This window comes from Caulobacter sp. SRI_008, from assembly GCF_057586355.1.
This window is the reverse complement of record NZ_JBYCZS010000008.1, coordinates 89,149-107,995: the sequence shown is the minus strand read 5'-3', so window position 1 is coordinate 107,995 and position 18,847 is coordinate 89,149. Positions and strand designations below refer to the sequence as shown.

General features: G+C 69.6%; 19 protein-coding genes. 10 read left to right on the top strand and 9 right to left on the bottom strand.

Going from position 1 to position 18,847, the window contains the following annotated elements; genetic code table 11:
• Positions 1 to 138, bottom strand: a complete 138-nt coding sequence (locus tag AC2YHT_RS09250; RefSeq protein WP_158285872.1) for a hypothetical protein — start codon at positions 136 to 138, stop codon at positions 1 to 3.
• Between the two features lie 262 nt (positions 139 to 400).
• Between AC2YHT_RS09250 and AC2YHT_RS09245 the strand changes: the two genes are divergently transcribed.
• The 7 genes from AC2YHT_RS09245 to AC2YHT_RS09215 all read left to right on the top strand — a co-directional run bounded on the left by AC2YHT_RS09245 (position 401) and on the right by AC2YHT_RS09215 (position 6,572).
• The gene (locus AC2YHT_RS09245; RefSeq protein WP_487289342.1) at positions 401 to 1,645 is read left to right on the top strand and encodes an amidohydrolase family protein; all 1,245 of its coding nucleotides are present in this window, start codon (positions 401 to 403) and stop codon (positions 1,643 to 1,645) included.
• Positions 1,645 to 2,457, top strand: a complete 813-nt coding sequence (locus AC2YHT_RS09240) for an alpha/beta hydrolase family protein (protein ID WP_487289340.1) — start codon at positions 1,645 to 1,647, stop codon at positions 2,455 to 2,457. Before AC2YHT_RS09245 ends, AC2YHT_RS09240 begins: the two co-directional genes overlap by 1 nt.
• A complete protein-coding gene (mhpA, locus tag AC2YHT_RS09235; protein WP_487289339.1) occupies positions 2,457 to 4,001 on the top strand; it encodes a bifunctional 3-(3-hydroxy-phenyl)propionate/3-hydroxycinnamic acid hydroxylase MhpA in 1,545 nt (514 codons plus the stop codon). The genes AC2YHT_RS09240 and mhpA overlap by 1 nt, the downstream gene beginning before the upstream one ends.
• Positions 3,989 to 4,441: a GlcG/HbpS family heme-binding protein gene (locus tag AC2YHT_RS09230; protein ID WP_487289338.1), complete on the top strand. Its 453-nt coding sequence runs from the start codon at positions 3,989 to 3,991 to the stop codon at positions 4,439 to 4,441. Before mhpA ends, AC2YHT_RS09230 begins: the two co-directional genes overlap by 13 nt.
• A gap of 10 nt (positions 4,442 to 4,451) precedes the next feature.
• Positions 4,452 to 5,327, top strand: a complete 876-nt coding sequence (locus tag AC2YHT_RS09225; RefSeq protein WP_487289336.1) for a VOC family protein — start codon at positions 4,452 to 4,454, stop codon at positions 5,325 to 5,327.
• Positions 5,328 to 5,360: 33 nt separating this feature from the next.
• A complete protein-coding gene (locus tag AC2YHT_RS09220; protein ID WP_487289335.1) occupies positions 5,361 to 6,203 on the top strand; it encodes a fumarylacetoacetate hydrolase family protein in 843 nt (280 codons plus the stop codon).
• Between the two features lie 123 nt (positions 6,204 to 6,326).
• Positions 6,327 to 6,572, top strand: a complete 246-nt coding sequence (locus tag AC2YHT_RS09215) for a hypothetical protein (RefSeq protein WP_487289333.1) — start codon at positions 6,327 to 6,329, stop codon at positions 6,570 to 6,572.
• Here AC2YHT_RS09215 and AC2YHT_RS09210 read toward each other — a convergent pair.
• The 5 genes from AC2YHT_RS09210 to AC2YHT_RS09190 form a co-directional block, all read right to left on the bottom strand.
• Positions 6,569 to 6,997, bottom strand: coding sequence for a DUF2147 domain-containing protein (locus tag AC2YHT_RS09210; protein ID WP_487289332.1), 429 nt, complete (start codon positions 6,995 to 6,997; stop codon positions 6,569 to 6,571). The genes AC2YHT_RS09215 and AC2YHT_RS09210 overlap by 4 nt on opposite strands.
• A 101-nt stretch (positions 6,998 to 7,098) precedes the next feature.
• Positions 7,099 to 7,581 (bottom strand): protein activator of alkane oxidation PraB, encoded by a 483-nt coding sequence (locus tag AC2YHT_RS09205; RefSeq protein ID WP_487289331.1) that lies wholly within the window; start codon positions 7,579 to 7,581, stop codon positions 7,099 to 7,101.
• Between the two features lie 34 nt (positions 7,582 to 7,615).
• The gene (locus AC2YHT_RS09200) at positions 7,616 to 8,122 is read right to left on the bottom strand and encodes a protein activator of alkane oxidation PraB (RefSeq protein ID WP_487289329.1); all 507 of its coding nucleotides are present in this window, start codon (positions 8,120 to 8,122) and stop codon (positions 7,616 to 7,618) included.
• 116 nt (positions 8,123 to 8,238) lie between these two features.
• Positions 8,239 to 8,724 carry a protein activator of alkane oxidation PraB gene (locus AC2YHT_RS09195; protein ID WP_487289328.1) on the bottom strand — a complete coding sequence of 162 codons (486 nt, stop codon included), beginning with the start codon at positions 8,722 to 8,724 and terminating at the stop codon, positions 8,239 to 8,241.
• Positions 8,725 to 8,932: 208 nt separating this feature from the next.
• Positions 8,933 to 11,887 (bottom strand): TonB-dependent receptor, encoded by a 2,955-nt coding sequence (locus AC2YHT_RS09190; protein ID WP_487289326.1) that lies wholly within the window; start codon positions 11,885 to 11,887, stop codon positions 8,933 to 8,935.
• Positions 11,888 to 12,219: 332 nt separating this feature from the next.
• Here AC2YHT_RS09190 and AC2YHT_RS09185 point away from each other — a divergent pair, with 332 nt between their 5' ends.
• From AC2YHT_RS09185 to AC2YHT_RS09175, 3 genes are read left to right on the top strand one after another with little or no spacing between them, the layout of a single operon-like run.
• A complete protein-coding gene (locus AC2YHT_RS09185; RefSeq protein ID WP_487289325.1) occupies positions 12,220 to 13,896 on the top strand; it encodes an FAD-binding dehydrogenase in 1,677 nt (558 codons plus the stop codon).
• 3 nt (positions 13,897 to 13,899) lie between these two features.
• On the top strand, positions 13,900 to 14,823 hold the full coding sequence (locus AC2YHT_RS09180) for a bile acid:sodium symporter family protein (protein WP_487289323.1): 924 nt from the start codon (positions 13,900 to 13,902) through the stop codon (positions 14,821 to 14,823).
• A complete protein-coding gene (locus AC2YHT_RS09175; protein ID WP_487289322.1) occupies positions 14,768 to 14,956 on the top strand; it encodes a hypothetical protein in 189 nt (62 codons plus the stop codon). The genes AC2YHT_RS09180 and AC2YHT_RS09175 overlap by 56 nt, the downstream gene beginning before the upstream one ends.
• A 14-nt stretch (positions 14,957 to 14,970) precedes the next feature.
• Here AC2YHT_RS09175 and AC2YHT_RS09170 read toward each other — a convergent pair whose 3' ends face one another.
• Genes AC2YHT_RS09170 through AC2YHT_RS09160 form a run of 3 tightly spaced genes read right to left on the bottom strand, consistent with a single transcriptional unit; the run spans position 14,971 to position 18,847 of the window.
• Positions 14,971 to 16,707, bottom strand: coding sequence for an AMP-binding protein (locus tag AC2YHT_RS09170; protein WP_487289321.1), 1,737 nt, complete (start codon positions 16,705 to 16,707; stop codon positions 14,971 to 14,973).
• Positions 16,704 to 17,990: an acetyl-CoA C-acetyltransferase gene (locus AC2YHT_RS09165; RefSeq protein ID WP_487289320.1), complete on the bottom strand. Its 1,287-nt coding sequence runs from the start codon at positions 17,988 to 17,990 to the stop codon at positions 16,704 to 16,706. Before AC2YHT_RS09165 ends, AC2YHT_RS09170 begins: the two co-directional genes overlap by 4 nt.
• Positions 17,984 to 18,847 carry a MaoC family dehydratase gene (locus AC2YHT_RS09160; protein ID WP_487289318.1) on the bottom strand — a complete coding sequence of 288 codons (864 nt, stop codon included), beginning with the start codon at positions 18,845 to 18,847 and terminating at the stop codon, positions 17,984 to 17,986. The genes AC2YHT_RS09165 and AC2YHT_RS09160 overlap by 7 nt, the downstream gene beginning before the upstream one ends.

The window sequence follows — 18,847 nt, the reverse complement described above, 5'->3', positions numbered from 1 at the left end:
CTAGGTCGCCAGGCCGATCAGTATCTTGAGCACGACCGCGGCGGCCGTCAGGCCAGCGATGATCGTGGTGAAGCAGAAGAGGCTGCTGGTCAGCCCGTGCGCGCGGCGCTGGCGACGCGAGACCATGTCGATGGTCATGTCCTGTTTCCTCCCAAGACCGCTCTGACGGCGGCATGGGAGGAGCTTCCTCGCGATACTGACTATCCGCCAATTCAATCGCTGAATGGCGGCCATAAGCCGCATGAAGGCTTCCCCGCGTCGGCGGCCCCATCATCGGCGGTGATGCGAGACATTCCCCGATTGAATTTTTTTCGGCCGGTCCCCTCCCCGTAAATGGCGGCAAGGGGCGCGGCGCATCATCGACCGCCGCCCGCAACAAGACTGTCAGGGTGGAATCCACGTGGCGCGTACGCTCATCACCAATATCCAGGTCTTCGACGGCACGGGCCGCGCGCCCTTCGCCGGCGAGGTCCTGATCGAGGACAACCGCATCGCCCGCGTGGCGCAGACGGCGTCCGAAGGCCGCATCGAGGCGGCCGATGCGACGGTCATCGACGGCGCCGGCGCGACCCTGATGCCCGGCCTGATCGAGGCCCACGCGCACCTGTCCTGGCCCTCGTCGATCGAGCGCTTCATTCCCGAATTCATCCTGCCGCCCGAGGAACAACTGCTGGCCACGGTGCGCAACGCCCGCGTCCTGCTGGAAAGCGGCTTCACCAGCGCCTATTCGGCCGGCGCCCTGGGCGAACGCATCGAGGTGGTGGTCCGCAACGAGATCGAGGGCGGCTGGACGCCGGGTCCGCGCCTGCGCGCCTCCACCATCGAACGCAGCCCCGAAGGCCAGGACACCGGCGCCGTCGAGCACGGCCGCGGTCCCGAGGCGATGAAGGCCTTCGTCAAGCACTGCAAGGCCATCGGCATCGACCAGGTCAAGCTGGTCATCTCGGGCGAGGACGCCCTGCTGCCCGGTTCCTCGCAGCACATCCTTTACACCGAGGAAGAGGTCCAGGCGGCCGGCGAGCAGGCCCGCGAGAGCGACATCTGGCTGTCGGCCCACACCCAGGCCGGCGAGGCGATCAAGATGGCCCTGCGGGCCGGCGTACGGGTGCTCTACCACTGCACCTACGCCGACGAGGAAGCGCTGGACCTGCTGGAAGCGCACAAGGACGAGATCTTCGTCGCCCCGGCCATCGGCGTCATCGTCGCCACCCTGGAGGCCAAGCCGCCGCCGCACATCGACATGACCTCGATGAAGGAAGCCGCTGTTCCGGTCGTCGAAAAGTGCAAGGTGCTGATCCCCGAGCTGAAGCGCCGGGGCGTGCGCGTGCTGCCCGGCGGCGACTACGGCTTCCCGTTCAATCCCAACGGCGCCAACGCCCGCGACCTGCAGCACTTCGTCGATCTGTTCGGCTACACCCCGACCGAGGCCCTGGTGGCCGCCACCAAGCTGGGCGGCGAACTGATGGGCCGCGCCGATGAGCTGGGCCTGGTCGAGCCGGGCTACCTGGCCGACCTGCTGCTGGTCGACGGCGACCCGACCCAGGACGTCTCGATCCTGCAGCGCCGCGATCGCCTGCTGATGATCATGAAGGACGGCAAGATGCACAAGGCGCCGGCCCAGCCGCTTTCGCGGGCCGCCGCCTGATGAGCGTCCGTTCCGACATCGTCTTCGGCGTGGCCGGTTCGGCCGAGCTGAAGGGCGACCTCTATCTGCCCGACGCGCCCGGCCCGCACCCCGTGCTGGTCGCAGCCCCGGGCGGCGCCTGGCTGCGCAACGACAAGGCCCAGCTGGCGCGTTGGGGAAAGTATCTCGCCGCCCAAGGCTACGCCGTCTTCGCCATCGACTACCGCCGCTCGACCAACGGCAAGTCGTTTCCGGGCAACGTCCAGGACGTGGTCGAGGCCGCGCGCTTTCTGAAGCGCGAGGCCGCTGGCCTCGGCGTCGACCCCGACCGCATCGGCTTGCTCGGCGCCTCGGCTGGCGCGCACCTGACGGCGCTTGCGGCCCTGGCCCAGGGCCAGCCCTGGCTCTATGGCGAGACTGTCCAGTTCAGGACCCTGGTCGCGGTCTACGGCGTCTACGACCTCTTCGCCCACTGGCAGACGGATCTGACCAAGAACGCCGCCCCGGGAACCGACCCGACCTTCCGCATGCTGGGCGCGGACCCTTTCGAGGATCCGCAGCTCTATGTCGCCGCCTCGCCGCTGCGCCACGTGCGCTACGATCGCAACGCCCTGAAGGCGCTGGTGATCTGGGGCGAGCGCGACCACGACATCGATCCCGCCCAGTCGGAAGCCTTCGCCCGCGCCCTGCGCCAGGCCCGCTTCTTCGTGCGCACCCTGCCCGTGCCCGACGCCGGCCACTTCTGGTTCAGCGAGGAAGAGGTCGACACGCCCCACACCGCCGCCGGCCGGGTCGCCCCGGCCATCGTCCGTTTCCTCGACAAGCACCTGTGATGATTTACGACGTCGCCATCGTCGGCTGCGGCCCCGTCGGGGCCCTGGCCGCCAATCTCCTGGGCCAGGCGGGCCTCAGCGTTCTCGTCTTGGAGCAGGAGCGCGATCCGCATCCCCTGCCCCGCGCCGTCCATCTCGACCACGAGATGATGCGCATCTTCCAGGGGGCGGGTCTCGTCGATCGCCTGCATCCGCTGATGCGCGAGACGCAGGGCCACCTGCACATCGGCGCCGACGGCGGAGTGATCCGCTACATGGGCACGGCCGGCCAGGCCAAGCGCTTCGGCTGGGCCAACGACTACTTCTTCTACCAGCCGGAGCTGGAAGCCGAGCTGCGCGACGCCCTGGCCCGCTTCCCGGCCGTCACCCTGCGCCTGGGCGCCAAGCTGGAAAGCCTGACCCAGGACGCCGACGGCGCCGACCTCGTCCTGGCCGACGGCGAGACCCTGCGCGCCCGCTGGGTGATCGCCTGCGACGGGGCCCGCAGCGCCGTGCGCAAGAGCCTGGGCGTCAAGCTCGACGACCTCGACTTCGAGGAGCCCTGGCTCGTCGTCGACGCCGAGGTCGACGGCCCGATCGTCTTTCCCGACATTCCAGGCCTGCCGGCGGGCGCCGACCTGCAGCAGCTGTCGGTGATGCTGTGCGACCCGCGCCGTCCGGCCACCATCGTCCCGGGCCGCGGCAATCACCGCCGCTGGGAGTTCATGCTGCTGCCCGGCGAGGACGACCAGGCGATGATGGCCACGCAGCAGGTCGAGGCCCTGATCGCACCGTGGGTCGAAGGCTCGACCTACCGCCTGGTGCGCGCCGCCACCTATCGCTTCCATGGCCTCGTGGCCGAGCGCTGGCGCGTGGGCCGGGTGTTCCTGGCCGGTGACGCCGCCCACCAGACCCCGCCGTTCTTCGGCCAGGGCATGTGCCACGGCCTGCGCGACGTCTCGAACCTCGCCTGGAAGCTGCCGCTGGTGATCGCCGGCCTGGCCGGGGACGCCCTGCTCGACACCTACCAGCCCGAGCGCGACCCGCACGTGCGCGGCGTCATCGGCGCGGCCGTGAACGCGGGTCGCTACATCTGCCAACTCGATCCGGCCAAGGCCGCCGAGCGCGACGCCCACATGCGCGAGGTGATGGCCGCCGCCAAGCCCGGAACCACGGCCGCCGACCTGATCCCCGCCTACCAGGCCGGGGTCGCCCGGCCCGGCTCCGGCGAGCGCTTCATCCAGCCCCGCGTCGGCGGCGTCCTGCTCGACGAAGTTCTGGGCGAGGGCTTCGCCGTCATCGCCCGCGAACCGGTGGCCGCATCGTCGGACTTCGCCCGCATCGGCGGCTCGCTCCACGTGATCGGCCAGGGGCTCGACGACGCCGACGGCGCTCTTGCCGCCTGGCTCGACGCCAAGGGCGCGGCCGCCGTGCTGCTGCGCCCCGACCGCTACGTCTACGGCGTCGCCGAAACGGCCGACGCCCTGCCAGCCCTGATCGACCAGCTTTGCGCCGACCTTTCCCTCAAGGTCGCAGCGCCCAAGGAGACCGCATGTCCCGCCTGACCCTGGAGGCCGCCTCCATCATCGTCGACGCGGCCCTCGCCCAAGCCCGCCGCGACGGCTACCAGCCGCTGGCCGTGGCCGTGCTCGACGCCGGCGCGCACCTGGTGGCCCTCAAGCGCGAGGACGACGCCAGCCTGATGCGGCCGCAGATCGCCGTCGCCAAGGCCACGGGCGCCCTGGGCATGGGCTATGGCAGCCGCGAACTGGCCAAGCGCGCCAACGCCGCCCCGGTGTTCTACTCGGCCCTGTTCGCCATCAGCGGCGGCGCCATGGCCCCTTCGCCCGGCGGCGTGCTGATCCGTGACGCCGACGGCCGGATCATCGGCGCGGTGGGCATCAGCGGCGACACCGGCGACGCCGACGAGGCCTGCGCCATCGCCGGCGTGATCGCCGCCGCCCTCACCCCCGATCCGGGCGGCGCGCCCGCTCCCCAAGCTTAAAGGAGCCGCCATGCGTCTTCGCAGTATCGAACTGAACCTGCCCGACACCGCCGCAGCCGTCGATTTCCTGACCGGAACCTGGGGCCTGGCCGACGCCGGAACGGCCGGCGACACCCGCTACCTGCGCGGCTCTGGGCCGTTCCCCTATCTCGTGGCCATGACCGAGACGGCCGGTCCGTCGGTGCGCTGCACCACCTTCGTCGGCGAGGAAACCGAGGTCGAGGCGATCGCCGCCAAGGCCCGCGCAGCCGGCGCTCCGGTGGTCGAGACCGTGTCCGAAGACCTCGGCGGCGGCCGGGGCGTCCTGGTCCAGCTGCCCGAGGGCGAGGTGTTCCGCTTCCTGCACGGCGCGGCCCTGGCCGAACCGATCGAGGGCCGCGACCTGCCGGTCAAGCTGACCCACGTGGTGATGAACGCCGCCAACGCCGAGGCCACGGCCGATTTCGCCGAGGCGGCCCTGGGCTTCAAGGTCTCCGACCGCACCAAGGGCATGGTGTTCGTGCGCTGCAACGCCTCGCACCACTCCACCGCCTTCGCCCGCGCCGGCTTCACCTCGCTGAACCACATCGCCTTCGAGATGGCCGACCTCGACGCGGTGATGCGCGGCGTCGGCCGTCTGCGCGACACCGGCGCGGTCCCCGCCTGGGGCCCCGGCCGCCACGGTCCGGGCGACAACGTCTTCGCCTATTTCATCGCCCCGTTTGGCGCGGTCGTGGAGTTCTCCACCGCCGTCGAGATCATCCCCGACGACTACAAGGTCGGCGCGCCCGAGGACTGGACCTGGCCCGAGGGCCGCATCGACCAGTGGGGCCTGTCGGGCAAGGACTTCGCCGGCCTCAACACCGCCGAGCGCACCTTCGGCCACGCCCCGCTGCCGGTCGCCTAGACGCAACGCACCTCAAGAATCGAGACCAAGCTTATGAAACTGATCAGCTTCCTGCGTGACGGCGTCGCCTCCTACGGCGCGATCCAGGGCGACCGCGTCGCCGATTTCGGCGCCATCGCTGGTCCGGACGAGCACGACCTCGTCGCCGCCCTGCGCCTGGACGCCATCCCTGCCCTGGCCGCCGAGGCCGCCTTCGACGTGCCCGTGTCCGAGATCCAGCTGCTGCCGGTCGTCACCACCCCGGGCAAGATCTTCTGCGTCGGCCACAACTACGAGACCCACCGCCAGGAAACCGGCCGCGCCAAGGTCGGCCATCCGTCGATCTTCACCCGCTTCGCCGACACCCTGACCCCGCACGGCGGCCCGATCGTGCGGCCCCTGAGCTCGACCAGCCTGGACTACGAGGGCGAGCTGGCCATCGTCATCGGCAAGGGCGGCCGCCACATCAGCGAGGCCGACGCCATGAGCCACGTGGCCGGCTTCGCCTGCGCCAACGACGCCTCGGTGCGCGACTGGCAGTGGCACACCCAGCAGTTCACGCCCGGGAAGAACTTCCCCGGCACCGGCGGACTTGGTCCCTGGCTGGTCACGCCCGACGAGATCGAAGACCTCAACGCCGTCACCGTCACCACCCGCCTCAACGGCCAGCAGGTTCAGCACGCCAGCCTGGCCGACCTGATCTTCCCGCTGCCGACCATCATCGCCTATCTGTCGGGCTTCACCCCGCTGTCGCCGGGCGACCTGATCCTGACCGGCACGCCGGGCGGCGTCGGCGCCAAGCGCGAACCGCCGCTCTGGATGAAGGCCGGCGACGTCGTCGAGGTCGAGATCACGGGCGTCGGCCTGCTGTCGAACACGGTGGTCGATGAGGCCTGATCGGGAAGCTTGAGCATGAAGCTGCGGCCTTAAGCCGCTGTTCAGGTGCGATTAATCACGCGCCGTTCATCGTGGATGCAAACGCCGGGGATGCGTCCCCGGCCCCTTCCACGAGTACCCGCCATGCTTGCCCGCAAGAAACCCCAGAAGACCCCCTTCCCCGTGGCGGACGGCGACACCGTCGAGGTCGTGCTTCGCTGCGGCTATCGGGCCCGGGCTTCGGTGTTGTGCTCGCGCGGCGGCATGGTCGAACTGGCCTACCGCAAGGCCGACGACCGCTTCGGCCACGCCTTCGTCGACGCTGGCACCCTGCAGCCCGGCCTGTCGGTCCGCTGGGCCTTCCTCGCGGGCGTGCGCGCCCAGCCCTAGGCCACCCGCGTCCAGACCTGGGTCTTGCAGAGGAAGTTGCCGAGCACGCAGCCGCGCGCCTTCAGCTTGCCGGCGTCCAGCACCAGCACCCGGCCTGAGAAGGTCATGTTGACGTCCGGCGCGAAGACCTTGCCGCGCCACTCGCCCTTGTCTGCGCGCGAGAAGTCGCTGAGCAACTGCCGGCCCACCAGTTCGCCGCCCGAGCCCTTGCGCGCATCGGTCCGCGCCTCGTCATTGGCCCAGATCACATAGCCGCAGACCTCGCCGCCGCACGGCTTGATCTCGACATGGACGCTGTCCTTGGGATTGCGCCAGACGCCGAAGATGTCGGGACCCGGCGTCTGAACCTGGGCCAGGCTGGCCGACGAAGCCGCGAACGCGACCAGCGCCGCCAGGCCCAGGCGGGCGAACCTAGATGCAGACACGGACGATCTCCCCCCCTTCGGCGGCTCCCTGCGCCGCCGTCAGCGCGACCGTCGCGCCGGACACCCGCCGCCGTCAAGCGCCGAGGTCACGGCTGACGATCTCAGGAGATGGTGAGCGAGGGAGAACTGCTGAGCGTTCCGTCGATCGTGCAGTAGGTCGGCGACCCCGGGATGGTCCAGCTGTCGAGTTCCAGGCGGCCGGGCGAGCCGTTGGTCCACCAGGTGTGGATCGTCCCTGAGCACGAGCCGGCGATATTGTTGAGGCTGAACCCGGTGATCCAGACGCGGGAGGCTGGAGCTGGCGTGAAGGCCCACGGAAAGCTTGTCGGAGAGACCAGCCAGCCGCACTGCCAGGATCCCCCGAAGAACGATCCGCTGGTCACCATGGCCGAGCCGCCGCCCGCCGCCACCTCGACATTGAGGGTGACGTTGCAGGAGACGGTCGTGGTCTGGCTGATGGTCAGGACCCCGCTGAGCGTGACGCTGGTTTTCCCGGTGGGGCTGTTGGGGCTGATCGTCTGGGCCGCCGCGGCGCCGGTCGTGGCGAGCACCATGGCCGACAGGGCGGAAATCCACTTCCACACGGCGGTCTCCTTTTCAGGGCCGATGGTGAATGGGTCAGTAGATCGACAGGGACGGCGCGGTGTTCAGCGTGCCGCTGATCTGGCACGGATTGGGCGAGCCTGGGACGACGACGGCGTTGAAGACGATCGTGCCCGGATTGACCCATTGAACGGTGGTCGCGCCGGAGCAGTTGATGGCGCCGCCCGCGACGCTGATCGGCGTGAAGGTGACCGCCGTGGTGGTGGTCGGCGTCAGGGTCCACGGAAAGCCGGCCGGATAGGCCCCCAAGCCGCACAGCCAACTGCCTGGGCTGAATGAGCCGCCGGTGATGGTGATGCTGGAGCCGCCCGGGTTCACGACGCCGGTCAGGCTCACCGAGCAGCTGATCGACGGGGGACCGATGGTCAGCGTGCCCCCGAAGGCGACCGGGGTGGTGCTGGTGGGGCTGTTGGGCGTGAAGGTGGCGGCCGAGACGGGACCGGCCAAGGCGGCGATCGCGAGACTGGCTGCGAGACTGGCTGCGAGATTGGCCGCGGCTGCGAGTGAAACGCTCTTCGACATGATGTCTTCTCCCGAATGACCTGTCGTGGGAGCGGATCACCGCTCCCCTGGAGCAAGAAACGCCGGGAGCCCGAGGGCTCCCGGCGAGTCGAGGGACGAGGGTTCGTCCTGGGGGATCAGAGGATGGTCAGCGTCGGGCTGCTGGTCAGGGTGCCGCTGATCGTGCAGGCGCTCGGCGAGCCCGGGATCGTGGCGCTCGTGAAGGTCACGCTGCTCGGCGGGCCGTTGGTCCAGGGCGCGGTGATGGTGCCCGAGCAGCTGCCGGCGATCGAGCTGGCGGCGATCCCGGTGATCGTCACGGTGGGGCCCGCGCCCGGGGTGACGGTCCACGGGAAGCCCGACGGAACGACCAGCCAGCCGCACTGCCAGGAGCCCGGAGCGAACGAACCGCCGGTGATGGTGGCGGAGGTGCCGCCCGCGTTCACCGTGCCCGTCAGGGTGACGGCGCAGGTGACGTTGGTGGTCTGGCTGAGGCTCAGGGTGCCCGTGAGGGTGAAGCTGGTGCCAGCCGGAGAGATGGTCGCGGCCGAGGCGGAGCTGGCGCCGGCCAGGCCGGCGAAGCCCAGGGCGGCGGCGGCGAGAACAGAAGCGGTCTTCAACATGACGTCTTCCTCCGATGTTTTTTGTTACAACCGCGCATTGGGGCGGCGGGGTGATGCAACTGCGAAATGCAAAGGGAGTCAAACGAAATAATACAGTATTTTCAATGGCTTATATCGAGAGTCGCGCCGGCGCCCGGCGTCCTTTCCCAAGGGCGTCGGGCGAAAAAATCGCCGCCCCGAACGTGGGGCGGCGAGTCACCGAGAGGGCCTAGAAGCGCTTGGACACGCTGACCGCGATGAGCCTTGGATCGAGGGTGAAGACGTTGGCCGTCAGGCCGGTGTCGTCGCTGTTGGTGAAGCTGTCGGTGATGGGGGTCTTGTCGAACAGGTTCTTGACGTAGGCCTGGAAGACGAGCCCGTCGGAGGGCTTCTCCAGCGTCACCGAGATGTTGACGTTGTCCCACGACTTCAGCCGGTCGTATTCGGTGTTGTAGACGCGGGCGTAGCTGCTGCCCTGGTAGTAGTAGTCGCCGCGCAGCGTCAGGGCCCAGTCGTCCTTGTGGAAGGTGTACTGGGCGCCGATGTTGGCGGTCCAGTTTGGGGCGTTGGGCAGCTCGTTGCCGCTGAGATCGGCCTCGAAGCCGCGACCGCCGTTGGGGGCCTCGGTCAGCGGGTCGTAGGTGAAGCCGTAGAGCGCCCAGAATGGCAGGGTCGAGGTGAAGGCCGGGTTGAACGTCCCCGTCCGCAGCGAGCCGCCGCAAAGCGCCTGCAGGGCCAGGGTTGTCAGCTCCACCGGGAATGGCCGCGACAGCACCCGCTCGACGTACTTGGTCGGGGCCACGCAGTTGGACGGCACCTGCAGCCACGGCCGCAGCACCATCCAGTCGGCGTTGCCCTGGGTGCGGTTCATGACGTCGATGGAGCCCTCGCCGTCGGCGATCCGCGTGTTCAGATAGCCGAGGTTGGCGTCCAGCCGGAAGTCGCGGGTGGGCCGGAACACGGTCTCCAACTCCACGCCCCAGGTGCGGGCGTCGAAGTTCTCGTTCAGCGAGATGCGGTCGACGATCTGCGACACCTGGTAGTCTTTGTAGTCGTAGTAGAAGGCCGTGGCGTTGAAGCGGACCATGCCGCCGGCCAGGGTATTCTTGGTGCCGATCTCGAAGGCGTTGACGTATTCGGGATCGAAGGTCTCGGCCAGCGGCTGGTACTGGATGACCGACGGGTTGATATCGACCCGCGGCGGGTTGGCGCCGCCGCCCTTGTAGCCGCGCGAATAGGACGCGTAGACCATGGTGTCGTCGGTGAAGCTGAAGTCGGGCTTCCAGTCGACCACCAGGCGGCCGGTGACGGCGTCCCACTGCTGGTCGATGTCCGGCAGCGCCGGATAGCCGCGGCTGACATAGCCGCCTGACGACGTGCCTGGCGTGCCCCTGTCGGCGCCCAGCAGCAGCTGGCTCGGATAGGGCGTGCTGACCTTGCGGTCGTCGGTGTAGCGCAGGCCCGCGGTCACCCGCCAGGTGGGCGACAGGTCGTAATAGGCTTCGCCGAAGATCCCCCACGAGCGGGTGTGGATGGCGTTCTTGCTGCGGAAGTAGTTGTGGCCGTCGCCGGCCAGGTTATCCAGCGACGAATAGTCGACATAGACACATTCCTTGGCCGTGGTCGGCGTACAGGGTGCGGTCTGGCGGCCCTGGTTGCTCGGCAAGGTGATGTCGACGTTGTAGTAGTACTCGGCCAGGAACGTGAACACGTTGTTGAACACGAAGTAGTCGTCGGCCGACTTGAAGTCGATGTAGTTGGCGCCGAGGCTGAAGTTGAACGGCCCGTCGAAGGCCGACTGCAGGCGCAGTTCCTGGGTCCACTGGCGATTGTCGGAACGGCTGAGGTCGGCCGAGACCATCCGGTTCGACGTACCCAGCTGCGGGTCGGTGTAGTAGCCGCCCGACAGGAACGACTTGCCCACGATCGGCTGGCCCAGCACGTCCCGCAGCCCGTCGGTGCTGCTGAAGATCGGGTTGGAGACGAAGCGGTTGTAGTCCTGACTCGAGTAGTAGTCGTCCTTGGCGTAGGCCGTCTGCGAGATCAGCTTCAGCTTGTCGGTCAGGTCGAACTCGACGTTGAACTGGAAGACGTCGTTCTTCACGCGGAAGACCGGGTCGTAGCTGGTGGCGATCTCGCGCAGGTCCTTCGACTGGGTCAGGCCGGCATAGGGATCGGTCCCCAGCGGCACGGCGAACACCGTCTGGTTGGACGCGTTCTGGCCCAGCGACACCGAGGCCAGGAAGATGTGCGCGAAGGCGCCGCCGTTGGGCACGCCATAGGCCGCGTCATTGTACAGCGAGCCCGGCAGGCAGCCCTGGCTCAGGCGGTTGCGGAGCAGCGACGAGGTGATCGTCACCGCGCCCACCGTGGTCGGGCCCGGATCGGTGGTGCAGAGCTGCTTGCCCGTTCGCGAGCGGTTGTCGTCTTCCTCGAAGTGCTCCCAGATCGCGTTGGTGCGCAGGCGGCTGGTCGGCTCCCAGGCCGCCGACAGCCGGGTGGACCACAGGTCGCGGTCGTTCACCTTGGTGTCGTTGAAGCTGTTGTAGTCGAAGCCGTCGCGCTTGGTGGCCGAGCCGGCCAGGCGCAGGGCGAAGGTCTCGCCGATCGGCACGTTGATCAGGGCCTGCATCCGCCGGCTGTCGTAGTTGCCGACCTCGCCCTTGATGGAGCCTTCGAATTCCCGGCCCGGCAGGTTCGGGATCATGTTGACGACGCCGCCCGTGGCGTTGCGGCCGTAGAGCGTGCCCTGCGGCCCGCGCAGCACCTCGACCCGCGCCACGTCCAGGTATTCCTGCTCGAACAGCCGGTTGCGGATCAGCGGCGTGGAGTTGAAGCTGACGGCCACGGCGGGATCGCTGCTGGCCGAGATCGCCTTGGTCCCGACCCCGCGGATCGAGAAGTTGTACATGCTGAAGTTCGCCTTCGAGAACGAGACGTTCGGCACGGCGCGCATCAGTTCGGAGCCGCCCTCGATCTTGCGTTCGTTGAGCGCTTCCGAAGACAGGGCCGTTACGGCGATCGGCACCTGCTGGATGGATTCCTCGCGCTTCTGCGCGGTGACGACGATGTCCTCGACTTGGGTCGTGGCTTCTTGCGCCAAAGCCGGCCCCGCCGCCACGGCGAGCGCCATGGCGGATGCGGTGACGGCCAGACGCGCGCGCACGCAGGCTTTTGCAGCCATGCCCTATCCTCCCCTGCCCCGGCCAGCTCTGCGTCTGGCCCGGTGAACGTTTCCCCCGCCCCTCATCAATCTCCGCGCGGCATGGCGGCTCCGCCCCACGGTTGGGTTGTACGATCTACCTATTCACTAGCATGTCAATACATTACTTACATCGATGTTCAGTTACGCTGCGGCAGTCTGACGGCGCGCCTTTTCGGGCAAGGCGTCGCGCCTCGCAGATCGCTCTCCACGGCCCTCCGGGGCCGGACGGTCGGGCCTGTTCCTGACCTCGAATTAATATTTACATCACTGTAAAAATAGCCAAGGGTCAGCGCCGATCGGGAGGGCGAAACATGGATGCCGACGTCATCGTCGTGGGGAGCGGACTGGCCGGGCTGGTGGCCGCCGACGAGCTGGTCCGGGCCGGCAAGCGGGTCGCCCTGCTCGACCAGGAGAACCCCGCCAACCTGGGCGGCCAGGCCTTCTGGTCGTTCGGCGGGCTGTTCCTCGTCAATTCGCCCGAGCAGCGACGCATGGGCATCCGCGACAGCCTCGATCTGGCCTGGCGCGACTGGACCGGCAGCGCCGGCTGGGACCGGCTGGACGGGCCCCTGTCCGAGGACGAATGGGCGATCCGCTGGGGCCGGGCCTATGTCGAGTTCGCCGCCGGTGAGAAGCGCCATTGGCTGCGCCGCCACGGGATCAGTCTGACGCCGATGGTCGGCTGGGCCGAGCGCGGGGCCGGCCAGGCCCGGGGCCACGGCAACTCGGTTCCCCGCTTCCATGTCGCCTGGGGCACCGGCACCGGCGTCTCCGAACCCTTCGCCGACAGCGCCCGGCAGGCGGCGTCCAGCGGCAAGCTCAGCTTCCATCATCGCCACCGGGTCGATCATCTGGTCGTCGAGGGCGGCCGGGTCACCGGCGTCTCCGGCGCGGTGCTGGCGCCCGACGACGCCCCGCGCGGCGCACCGTCCAATCGCGATGCGGTCGGCGACTTCACGCTGAAGGCCCAGGCCGTGGTGCTGGCCACCGGCGGCATCGGCGGCAACCACGATCTCGTCCGCCGCTACTGGCCCGAGCGCCTGGGAACCGCGCCGGCCAGCATGATCACTGGCGTGCCAGCCTATGTGGACGGGCGGATGCTCGACATCGCCGGCGACGCCGGGGCCCGTCTCGTGAACCGCGACCGCATGTGGCATTACGTAGAAGGCGTGCGGAACTGGGCGCCGATCTGGCCCAGCCACGCCATCCGCATCCTGCCCGGCCCCTCGTCGATGTGGTTCGACGCCCTGGGCCGGCGCCTGCCCTTCCCCGCCCTGCCCGGCTACGACACCATCGCCACCCTGCGCCACCTGCGCACGACGCCCGACCTGGCCGCACACGACCACAGCTGGTTCATCGTCAGCCAGAAGATCCTTGAGAAGGAGTTCGCCCTCTCCGGCTCCGAGCAAAACGGCGACATCACCAACCGCCGACGGCTGGCGCTCCTGAAGTCCCGCCTGGGCAAGGGCGCGCCGCCCGAGGTCGACGCCTTCAAGCGCAACGGCGCAGACTTCGTGGTCGCCGAGCGGCTGGAGGATCTGGTCGCCAAGATGAACGACCTGACCGATCAGCCGCTGCTCGACACGGCCCTGATCCGTCGCCAGATCGAGGACCGCGACGCCCAGATCGCCAATCCCTTCGCCAAGGACCTGCAGGTGATGGGCATCCACAATAGCCGCCGGTCGCTGGGCGACCGCCTGGCCCGCACGGCCGCGCCGCACCGGATTCTCGATCCGGCCGCCGGGCCGCTGATCGGGGTCAAGCTGCACGTCCTGACCCGCAAGTCGCTGGGCGGCCTGCAGACCGACCTCTCCAGCCGCGTGCTGACGCCCGACGGCCAGGTGCTGGAGGGACTCTACGCGGCCGGCGAGGCTGCGGGTTTCGGCGGCGGCGGCCTGCACGGCTACAACGCCCTGGAGGGCACCTTCCTGGGCGGCTGCATCTTCTCCGGACGGGCGGCGGGCCTGGCCCTGGCCGGCGCGGTCTGAGCCGTGGAGGGCCTGGCCTCGCCGCTGATCACCACCGGCCTGCCGGCGGCGCTGGGGATCATCATGTTCGGGCTGGGCCTCGACCTGACCCCAGCCGACTTCACCCGCGTCGCCCGCCAGCCGCGCGCCGCCCTGGTCGCCCTGGCCTGCCAGGTGCTGATCCTGCCGCTCGTCGCCTCCGCCCTGGCGCTGCTGTTCGACCTGCCGCCGGCCATGGCGGTGGGGCTGATGCTGCTGGCCGCCTCGCCCGGCGGGACGGCGGCCAATCTCTACAGCCACCTCTTCCGCGGCGACGTGGCGCTGAACGTCAGCCTGACGGCGATCAACTCGGTGCTGGCCGTCGTCACCCTGCCGCTGGTCGTCAACCTGGCCATCGCCGGCTTTGAGCCCGGCGACGGGCGCGTCGGCCTGCGGCTGGACAAGACGGTCGAGGTGTTCCTGGTGGTGCTGGTTCCCGTGGCGCTGGGCATGCTGACCCGACGCCTGAAGCCGCGCTTCGCCCGGGCCATGGACAAGCCGGTGCGCATCGCCTCCAGCCTGTTCCTGGCCGTGCTGGTCATCGGCGCCGTCGCCTCGAACCTGGCCGAGCTGCGCGACGAGATCCTGGCCCTGGCCGGCGTCACCGTGGTCTTCTGCCTGGCCAGCCTGAGCCTCGGCTTCGTCGTGCCGCGCCTGCTGCGCGTGCCCCGCGACCAGGCGATCGCCAGCGCCTTCGAGGTGGGGCTGCACAACGCCGCCCTGGCCATCGTCATCGCCCAGTCGGTGCTGCAACGCCCCGAGGTCAGCCTGCCCGCCGCGGTCTACGGCGTCGCCGCCTTCCCGCTGGCGGCGCTGTTCGGGGTGGTGGTGACGCGGACGGCGGGCGCCTTGCGTGATCCTCGTCCTTCGACGAGCTCAGCCCCAAACTCGTCGTCATCCCGGCCGTAGCGAAGCGGAGAGCCGGGACCCGGGGGACTGGGCTCCGCGATCAGGCTCAGCCTCGTGGGCGTTGGCCATCGCAGTGCGACCGCCCCTGGGTCCCGGGTCTGCGGACCGCTTCGCGGCCCTTCGCCCGGGATGACGAGTTAGAGATTTCTACCGCAACTCCCGCCGCAGCACCTTGCCCACCGCCGTCTTCGGCAGGGGCTCGGCCCGGAACTCCACGATGCGCGGCACCTTGTAGCCCGTCAGCCGCTCGCGGCAGTGGGCGATCACCGCCTCGGCCGTCAGCTCGGCCGAGCGCGGTACGACCACCACCTTGATCCGCTCGCCCTGCACCGGGTCGGGCACGCCGACGGCGGCGACCTCGTCGACCAGGGGGTGGGCGGCGACCACGTCCTCGATCTCGCTGGGATAGACGTTGAAGCCCGAGACCAGGATCATCTCCTTCAGCCGGTCCAGCAGCCGCACGCGGCCGTCGGCCTGCATCACGGCGACGTCGCCCGTCGAGAGCCAGCCGTCGGCCGACAGCACCCGCGCGGTCTCGCCTGGATGGTTCCAGTAGCCCTTCATCACCTGCGGCCCGCGCACGCACAGCTCGCCCGGCTCGTCGACGCCGCACCAGGAGCCGTCCTCGCGCCGCATGCGCACCTCGGTCGAGGGAACCGGCAGGCCCACCGTGCCGTCGAAGGCCATGGTCTGCGGCCGCTCCAGATCGACATAGCCGACGCAGACGATCGGCGAGCATTCGGTCAGGCCGTAGCCCTCGATCACCGGGCAGCCGGTGACCAGCTCCCATTCCTCGGCGACGGCCCTTTGGGTGGCCATGCCGCCGGCGATGGTCAGGCTGAGTTCCGAGAAGTCACGCCCGCGGAAGGCGTCGTTCTTCAGCAGGCTAGCGAACAGGGTGTTCAGCCCCGCCAGCCCCGCGAACCGCTCCTTGCGCAGCACCCACTCCACCCGTTTGGCGTCGCGCGGATTGGCAATCAGGATGTTGCGCCCGCCCACCCCGACGAACATCAGCAGGTTCGCGGTCAGCGAGAACACATGGTAGAGCGGCAGCATGGTCACGTTGCCCACCGCCTGGTCGGGCGGGATCTGGGTCATGATCCAGGCGCGGCCCTGCAGCACATTGGCCAGGATGTTGCGGTGGGTCAGCATGGCCCCCTTGGCCACCCCCGTCGTGCCGCCGGTATATTGCAGGAAGGCCAGGTCCTCGGGGCGCACCTCGACAGGCTGAAACCGCAGCCGCCGCGCCCGCCGCATCATCGCCGGCCAGCGCAGGGCGCCGGGCAGCCGCCACTTCGGCACCAGCTTCTCGACATGGCCCATCAGGACGTTGATCGCCGTCCCCTTGGCCAGCCCCATCATGTCGCCCATCGAGGTCACGACCACCTGGCGCAGCGCCGTGCCCTCGATCGCCTGCTCCAGCGTGTGGGCGAACATGTCCATCACCACGATGGCGACCGCGCCGCTGTCCTCCAGCTGGTGGCGCAGCTCGCGCGGCGTGTAGAGCGGGTTGACGTTCACCACCACGGCGCCGGCGATCAGCGTCCCGAACAGGGCGATCGGATATTGCAGGCAGTTGGGCATCATCAGCGCCACCCGCTCGCCCTGGCGCACGCCCGCCGATTGCAGCCAGGCGGCGAAGGCCCGCGCATCCTTCAGGGCGCGACCATAGTCCACGCCCGAGCCCATGCTGACGAAGCCGGTGCGCCGGGCGAAACGCGCGGCGTCGTGCTCGAACAACTGGCCGACCGACCGCCACAGGGCCAGTTCGTCGTCGATCGTCCCCGGCACGTCGGGGCGATAGGCGCGGGTCCAGAAGCGCTCGGCCCATAGCTGTTCGGCGTCGGCCCCGTCGACGCCCTCGATGATCGGCGCGCCGGTCATTTCTCCAGCACCGCCACGACGCCCTGGCCGCCAGCCGCGCAGATCGAGATCAGGCCTCGCCCCGATCCCTTGCGGTCCAGCATGGTCGCCAGATGCGCCAGGATCCGCCCACCGGTTGCGGCGAACGGGTGGCCGGCGGCCAGCGAGCTGCCGTGCACGTTCAGCTTCTCGCGGTCGATGGCGCCCGGCGCGCGCTCCAGCCCCAGCCGCGCGCGGGCGTAGTCGTCATCCTCCCAGGCCTTCAACGTGCACAGCACCTGGGCGGCGAAGGCCTCGTGGATCTCGTAGTAGTCGAAGTCCTGCAAGGAGAGGCCAAGCTTGGCCAGCATGCGCGGCACGGCGTAGGCCGGGGCCATCAGCAGGCCTTCGTCGCCGCCCACGAAGTCCACCGCCGCCGTTTCGCCGGCCCGCAGGTAGGCCAGCACCGGCAGGCCCCGCGCCCTCGCCCAGTCCTCGCTGGCAAGCAGCACCACCGAGGCACCGTCGGTCAGGGGCGTGGAATTGGCCGCCGTCAGCGTGCCGTGCTCGCGGTCGAACACCGGCTTCATGGTCGCCAGCTTGGCCGGGTCGATGTCGGGCCGCAGGTTGTTGTCCCGCTTCAGGCCCCGGAACGGCGTGACGAGGTCGTCGAACAGGCCGTCGTCATACGCTTTCGCCATCCGGCGATGGCTGCGGATCGCCAGGGCGTCCTGCTCCTCGCGGGCGATGCCCCACCGCTTGGCCATCAACTCGCAGCTCTCGCCCATGGAGAGGCCCGTGCGCGGCTCGGCGTTACGCGGCGGTTCGGGGCGGAACGGCGCGGTCAGACCCGCGCCCGCCAGGGCCTTGACCTTGGCTCCCGTCGTCTTCTGCCGATTGGCGGCCAGCAGCGCCTTGCGGAAGTCCTCGTTGAGGGCGATCGGCGCGTCCGAGGTCGTATCGACCCCGCCGGCGATGCCGACGTCGATCTGGCCGAGCGCGATCTTGTTGGCCACCAGGATCGCCGCCTCCAGCCCGGTGCCGCAGGCCTGCTGCACGTCGTAGGCGGGGGTGTCGTGACCGATGGTGGTCGAGAGCAAGCTCTCGCGGGTCAGGGCGATGTCGCGCGAGTGCTTCAGCACCGCGCCGGCCGCCACCTCGCCCAGCCGCAGGCCGTGCAGGTCGAAGCGGTCGGCCAGGCCCTGGAGGGCGGCGGTCAGCATGTCCTGGTTGGAGGCCTCGGCATAGGCGGTGTTGGAGCGCGCGAAGGGAATGCGGCGGCCGCCGATCACGGCGACGCGGCGCGGCGCGGGCAAGGTCAGCATGGGGATAGATCCTGTGATTGGGGCGCGCTGATCAGGCGCCCGCGCAGATGGGTTCGGCCGCCGCTGGCGTCCGTCAGTTCGAAGGCGCCGGCGGGGCCGCTCGACAGGCGTGCCTCGCTTGGCAGCAACAGGGGCGCGCGGAAGGCCGTCTCGACCTCGATCGCCTCGACCGCCTGGCCTCGGGTCAGGGCCGCCAAGGCCCGGGCCTTGGCCCACATGCCGTGGGCGATCGGACGCGGAAAGCCGAACAGCCGCGCGCCCAGCGGCGAGGTGTGGATCGGGTTGGCGTCGCCCGACACCCGGGCGTAGCGCCGGCCGATGTCGGCGGGGACCTGCCAGGTCTCGACAGGCGCCCTCGCCTCGCCGACGTCGAGCACCGGCGCGGGCTCGCCGCGGCCGGGCTTGCCCAGGCGCAGATAGACGCTCGTCCCTTCCCACACCGTGGCGCCGTCGCGCAGGACCCAGGTCTCCAGCGAGAAGGCCTGGCCCTTGTCGTGGGCCATCAGCCGGCCAGTGCGGGCGCCGATCGTCAGGCTCTCGCCGATGCGCAGAGGCGCGCGCTGGCGGATGCGGTTGTGGATGTGCACGAGGCCCATCACCGGGAACGGAAACCCCGCCGCCAGCATGATCCGCATCTGCAACGGGAAGGCCAGGATGTGGGCGAAGGTCGGCGGCACGCTTGCTTGGGGTGCGAAGCCGCAGACCTCGGCATAGGCTCTGACGGCCTCGGCGCGCACCCAGACCTGATCGGCGTGCAGGCTGACGGACGGCAGGTCGCTGACCGTTCCGGCGCGCAGCAGCCCTCGCGCCGCGCCCCAGGCCAGGCCCAGGGGCGACACCGGCTCGGCGTTGGACAT